Genomic DNA, 6421 nt, shown 5'->3' on the forward strand with positions numbered 1-6421 from the left:
AACCCGGGGCGGTTCAGCACCGACTATGTCTACCCACGTACCACCAACAAGATTCTGCGTGCATTCCTGCACTCCAAGGGTGTAGCGGATAAAGACATCGAAGAGGTCTACACCCCGTTCGGTCACTCCGACTATCAAACCATCGTGGCCAACATCAAGAAGTTCTCTGCAGGTGGCAAGACAGCGGTTATCTCCACCGTTAACGGCGACTCCAATGTGCCGTTCTACAAAGAACTGGCCAACCAGGGCCTGAAAGCCACCGACGTACCGGTTGTAGCGTTTTCGGTAGGCGAAGAAGAACTACGCGGCATCGACACCAAACCACTGGTAGGCCACCTCGCCGCCTGGAACTACTTCCAGTCGGTGGAAAACCCGGTCAACAAGAAGTTCGTCGCTGACTGGACTGCCTACGCCAAAAAGAAAAACCTGCCAGGCGCTGACAAAGCGGTGACCAACGACCCGATGGAAGCTACCTACGTCGGTATTCACATGTGGGCACAGGCAGTCGAGAAAGCCAAAACCACTGACGTGGACAAGGTACGCGAGGCAATGGCCGGACAAACCTTCGCAGCACCGTCGGGATTCACCCTGACCATGGACAAAACCAACCACCACTTGCACAAGCCGGTAATGATTGGCGAAGTGGAGGATAACGGTCAGTTCAACGTCGTCTGGCAAACCAAAGAGCCGATCCGCGCCCAGCCATGGAGCCCCTACATTCCTGGCAACGACAAAAAGCCTGATCATCCCGTGAAGAGCAACTGATGTGACGGGGCTGAGAGCACAACAACTCTCGCCCCTACGCTCCAGCGCTAGTCGTACGCACACGTTCGCTCGGCCTCAGGGTGGAAAGCATTTTTTTAGGAGCGGACTTGTCCGCGAAGGCGGCTGTTCAAACGATACATCTTCAGTGAATGTAACGGCCCTTTCGTGAACAAGTTCACTCCCACGGCCTTCGGCCAGAATCAAGAGCAGACGGCGACACACTCAATCAAGGCCATATTGATATGCCTTCCTACTTCTACCGTTTCATCCTCGCTATCAGCCTGCTGCTGCCCCTTGCAGCTCAGGCCAGCGATGCCAGTGATTTTGTCGCAGCCAGTTCTGCACAACAGGCCGAGCTGCTGGAGGCCTGGGCAGCCAAGCCGACAGCGGAACGCGTTGAACTGCTTGAAGCTCTGCGCGATGGCCGTGTTGCCGCCGACAGCAGCAAGCGCGCCTGGATCGAAAACAACGATCAATACGTGCCGGTCGATGCACAAGCCCCTGCAGCAGCCGACGCCCCAACTCCTGACGAACCGCGCAAACTGCGCCTGAACAACAGGCTGCGTGGTCTGGTTGAAACAGCGCTGGCCAGCCACCAACTGCTGGCAGCCGATACGCAACTGCGTATGGCAGCAGCCCTGCAATTGCAAAAAAGCGCTCGCCCTGCACAACTGGAGCTACTGACCGAGCGTGTCGCCAGCGAAACCGATTCCAGCGTCAAAAGCGCGCTGGCCCTGGCGCTGGCCAACCTGCAAATGGTCGACTCCAGCCCGACAGTACGTCTGGCTGCCGTGCGACTGCTGGGTGAAACCGGTGACCCGCTGGCGCGTACCCGTCTTGAATCATTGCTGGCGCCCGGCGTGGAAACCGACGCTTCGGTACGCGTGGCGGCTGAAACCAGCCTGGCACAGGTGAAGCGCAAGCTGATGATCGGCGAAATCCTCGGTCAGGCGTTCAGCGGCATGTCGCTGGGCTCGATCCTGTTGCTGGCGGCGCTGGGTCTGGCGATCACCTTCGGCCTGCTGGGTGTGATCAACATGGCCCATGGCGAGATGCTGATGCTGGGCACCTATTCAACCTATGTCGTGCAACTGATGCTGCAGCGCTATGCACCGGGGGCCATCGAGTACTACCCGCTGATCGCGCTGCCAGTGGCGTTCTTTGTCACCGCCGCGATCGGCATGGCTCTGGAACGTACGGTCATTCGTCACCTGTATGGCCGCCCGCTGGAAACTCTGCTCGCCACCTGGGGCATCAGCCTGATGCTGATTCAGGCCGTACGTCTGGCCTTTGGCGCGCAGAACGTTGAAGTCGCCAACCCGCAATGGCTGTCAGGCGGCATTCAGGTGTTGCCTAACCTGGTATTGCCTTACAACCGCATCGTGATCATCGCCTTCGCCCTGTTCGTGGTCGTGCTGACCTGGCTGCTGCTGAACAAGACCCGACTGGGCCTGAACGTGCGTGCTGTGACCCAGAACCGCAACATGGCTGCCTGCTGCGGTGTGCCGACCGGGCGCATCGACATGATGGCATTCGGTCTGGGCTCGGGCATTGCAGGTCTGGGCGGCGTCGCCCTGAGCCAGATCGGCAACGTCGGCCCCGACCTTGGCCAAAGCTACATCATCGACTCATTCCTGGTGGTGGTGCTCGGCGGTGTCGGGCAACTGGCCGGTAGCGTGATGGCGGCCTTCGGGCTGGGCATTGCCAACAAGATTCTCGAACCGCAAATCGGCGCTGTATTGGGCAAGATCCTGATACTGGCGCTGATCATTCTGTTTATCCAGAAACGTCCGCAAGGCCTCTTCGCATTGAAAGGACGGGTGATCGACTGATGAGCCAGCCATTGATGGTAACTGCCGCACAAAAAGTCGGCCCCAAAGGCACGTTGACCGCAGGCATTGTGATACTGGCTGTGCTGCTGGCACTGCCGTTGCTGTCGTTGTTGCCTGCCGATAACAGCTTTCAAGTCTCGGCCTACACCTTGACCCTGGTGGGCAAAATCCTCTGCTACGCCATTGTCGCCCTGGCGCTGGATCTGGTCTGGGGCTACGCCGGGCTATTGTCGCTGGGCCACGGCCTGTTCTTCGCACTGGGCGGCTATGCCATGGGCATGTACCTGATGCGCCAGGCCGCAGGTGATGGTTTGCCTGCGTTCATGACGTTCCTGTCGTGGACCGAACTGCCGTGGTACTGGGCAGGCACCGACAATTTCCTCTGGGCGCTGTGTCTGGTGGTCCTCGCACCTGGGCTGCTGGCGCTGGTGTTCGGCTTCTTCGCCTTCCGCTCGCGGATCAAAGGCGTGTATTTCTCGATCATGACCCAGGCCCTGACGTTTGCCGGCATGCTGCTGTTCTTTCGCAACGAGACCGGCTTTGGCGGCAACAACGGGTTTACCAACTTTCGCAGCATTCTGGGTTTCAGCATCAGTTCCCAAGGAACCAGAGCAACGCTGTTCCTAGCGACAGTCTTATTGCTGATTGCCAGCCTGTACATCGGCTGGCGCCTGGCGCAGAGCAAGTTCGGCAGGGTTCTGACGGCGTTGCGTGATGCGGAAAACCGCCTGATGTTCTGCGGTTACGATCCGCGCGGCTTCAAGCTGTTTGTCTGGGTCTTGAGTGCCGTACTGTGCGGCCTGGCCGGGGCCCTGTATGTGCCGCAGGTCGGCATCATCAACCCCAGCGAAATGTCGCCGACCAACTCTATCGAAGCAGCAGTGTGGGTAGCATTGGGCGGCCGTGGCACGTTGATCGGCCCATTGCTGGGCGCGGGTCTTGTGAACGGCATGAAAAGCTGGTTCACCGTGGCTTTCCCGGAATACTGGCTGTTCTTTCTCGGCGCGCTGTTCATCATCGTCACGCTGTACCTGCCCAAAGGCGTGATCGGCTTGCTGAAGAAAAGGAGCGAGCAATGAAAACCACTCCTACCCCGTCGTTCATGCTTGAACCGGTTCTGGCACCCAACTCTGATGCAGGCACCAGCCGCGATGCGGTAGGCCTTGGCAAAAGCGCTGGCAAAGGGCTGAACACACGACACGGCACGATCCTGACGCTGGAAGACATCAGCGTCAGCTTCGACGGTTTCAAGGCACTGAACGATCTGAATCTGTACATCGGCGTGGGCGAGCTGCGCTGCATCATCGGCCCCAACGGCGCTGGCAAGGCCACGCTGATGGACGTCATCACCGGCAAGACCCGCCCCAGCCACGGCAAGGCCTGGTTCGGCGAAACGCTGGACCTGACGCAGATGAGCGAAGTGCAGATTGCTCAGGCCGGAATTGGCCGAAAGTTCCAGAAGCCGACGGTGTTCGAAGCCTTGAGCGTGTTCGAGAACCTTGAACTGGCTCAAAAGACCGACAAATCGGTATGGGCCAGTTTGCGTGCGCGGTTGAGCGGCGAACAGCAGGACCGGATACGCGAAGTCCTGGAAACCATTCGCCTGACCACCTCCATGCACCGCCCGGCGGGCTTGCTGTCTCACGGCCAGAAGCAGTTTCTGGAGATCGGTATGCTGCTGGTTCAGGACCCGCAATTGCTGCTGCTCGACGAGCCGGTGGCGGGCATGACCGACGCCGAAACCGAATTCACCGCCGAGCTGTTCAAGGGCCTGGCCGGCAAACACTCACTGATGGTGGTCGAGCATGACATGGGCTTCGTCGGCTCGATTGCCGACCACGTCACCGTGCTGCACCAAGGCAGCGTATTGGCCGAAGGCTCGCTGAACGACGTGCAGGCCGACGAACGCGTAATCGAAGTGTATTTAGGGCGCTGACGCAACGAACTGATCGGCGCGCGGCACGGAAATACCTGTCCAGACGCCCCGCGTCCCAACATTACGATTACGCTGCAACCGACGAGAACATTCACCATGCTCCAGGTCGAAAAGCTTCATCAGTATTACGGTGGCAGCCACATTCTTCGCGGTCTGTCGTTTGATGTGAAGGTCGGTGAAGTCACCTGCCTGCTGGGCCGCAACGGCGTAGGCAAGACTACGCTGTTGCGTGTGCTGATGGGCTTGTTGCCGTCGAAGGAAGGCTCGGTGCAATGGGAAGGCAAGGCCATCACCCAGTTCAAGACGCATCAGCGGGTGCATGCCGGGATTGCTTATGTGCCGCAAGGCCGGGAAATATTCGGCCGGCTGACGGTCGAGGAAAACCTGTTGATGGGCCTGTCACGCTTTCCGGGCTCCGAAGCAAAGGAAGTGCCGGCATTTATCTACGAGCTGTTCCCGGTGCTGCTGCAGATGAAACATCGGCGTGGCGGCGATCTGTCCGGTGGTCAGCAGCAATTGGCGATAGGCCGGGCACTGGCGAGTCGTCCACGCTTGCTGATTCTCGACGAGCCTACCGAAGGTATTCAGCCCTCGGTGATCAAGGAGATCGGCGCAGTGATCAAAAAACTGGCCGAGCGCGGCGACATGGCGATTCTGCTGGTCGAGCAGTTCTACGACTTCGCGGCGGAACTGGCCGATCAATACCTGGTGATGTCGCGAGGAGAAATCGTCCAGCAGGGCCGTGGCGAGAACATGGAGACCGAAGGGGTTCGCGGTCTGGTGACTATTTAATTAATGCGCCAATCCGTTATCGTGCTGCACTCGACAAGCCAATGAAGACACCATGAATCTGCCTGCCAACACCGCCCTTTTTACCCCCAGCTGGCATGCCGAGCTGGAATTGGGTTATGGCCGTTTCGATGACTGCACACGCCCGACCCAACGTCGCCACAAAGGGCCGCTGCGGGTGCAAAAGCATCTGTATGCCGAAGGACCGCAGGTGTGCCAGCACATCATCGTTCACCCACCGGGCGGTATCGCCGGGGGAGACCGGCTGGACATTTCAGCCACGGTCGGTGCCGATGCCTGGGCACAACTGACCAGCCCCGGCGCGGCGAAATGGTATCGCGCCGCCAGCCCGGCCTTTCAGCAACTGGAGCTGCATGTCCAGCCCGGCGCGACGCTGGAATGGCTGCCGCAGGAAACCATCGTTTTCAGCAATGCCCAGGCAGAACTTACCACCCGCATAGAACTGCACGGTGACGCGAAGCTATGCTACTGGGATGTAGTAGCACTGGGCCGTCCGGCCAGCGGCGAGCGTTTCGAGCAGGGACATTTTCAGTCGCATCTGGATATCCGCCGCGACGGCACATTGCTCTGGCACGAACGGCAACGCATTATAGGTGGCGACGGGCTGCTGGACTCGCCCATCGGCCTGGACGGCAAAACGGTATTCGCCACCCTGCTGCTGACCGGTGAAGTGAGCAGCGATCTGCTTGAGGCCTGTCGCTCGCTGTCGATGCCCAACCCGGTACGCGGTGATCTGACCCAATTGCCGGGCCTTGTAGTGGCTCGCTGCCTGGCAGACGAAGCATTGCACGCGCGAGCCTGGCTGATACAAATCTGGAAATACCTGCGCCCTGCCCTGCTGGGACGCCAGGCGGTAACGCCAAGAATCTGGAACACCTGATTGATGACTGGACGCTCTGCATTCCAGGCTACACCCTCGGCGCTGATACACTCAGCGTGATACATAAGTCTTGAAAAGCCCGAAAATCGGGGCTTTTAGCGCTTCTGCCCGCAGGGCGTGGGAGCGAACGTGTTCGCGAAGACAATGTTTTAGGCGCTGCATTTTCGGCGACTACACCGGCCCCTTCGCGAACAAGTT

Annotated in this window: 6 protein-coding genes; all 6 read left to right on the forward strand. The window is 59.3% G+C overall.

Annotated features, from left to right (window positions below; genetic code table 11):
- Positions 1–765: transporter substrate-binding protein (locus ALO64_RS08235; protein WP_157058644.1), on the forward strand; the 765-nt coding region annotated here is incomplete at its 5' end.
- A gap of 242 nt (positions 766–1007) precedes the next feature.
- Positions 1008–2597 carry an urea ABC transporter permease subunit UrtB gene (gene urtB, locus ALO64_RS08240; protein WP_044345073.1) on the forward strand — a complete coding sequence of 530 codons (1590 nt, stop codon included), beginning with the start codon at positions 1008–1010 and terminating at the stop codon, positions 2595–2597.
- Positions 2597–3676, forward strand: coding sequence for an urea ABC transporter permease subunit UrtC (gene urtC / locus ALO64_RS08245; protein ID WP_004666316.1), 1080 nt, complete (start codon positions 2597–2599; stop codon positions 3674–3676). Before urtB ends, urtC begins: the two co-directional genes overlap by 1 nt.
- Positions 3673–4533 (forward strand): urea ABC transporter ATP-binding protein UrtD, encoded by an 861-nt coding sequence (gene urtD / locus ALO64_RS08250; protein WP_044345072.1) that lies wholly within the window; start codon positions 3673–3675, stop codon positions 4531–4533. The genes urtC and urtD overlap by 4 nt, the downstream gene beginning before the upstream one ends.
- Before the next feature lie 96 nt (positions 4534–4629).
- On the forward strand, positions 4630–5325 hold the full coding sequence (urtE, locus tag ALO64_RS08255; protein WP_044345071.1) for an urea ABC transporter ATP-binding subunit UrtE: 696 nt from the start codon (positions 4630–4632) through the stop codon (positions 5323–5325).
- Between the two features lie 52 nt (positions 5326–5377).
- Positions 5378–6223 (forward strand): urease accessory protein UreD, encoded by an 846-nt coding sequence (locus ALO64_RS08260; protein ID WP_011169574.1) that lies wholly within the window; start codon positions 5378–5380, stop codon positions 6221–6223.
- Positions 6224–6421 lie beyond the last annotated feature (198 nt).

This window comes from Pseudomonas meliae, assembly GCF_001400515.1.
Lineage (GTDB): Bacteria > Pseudomonadota > Gammaproteobacteria > Pseudomonadales > Pseudomonadaceae > Aquipseudomonas > Aquipseudomonas amygdali.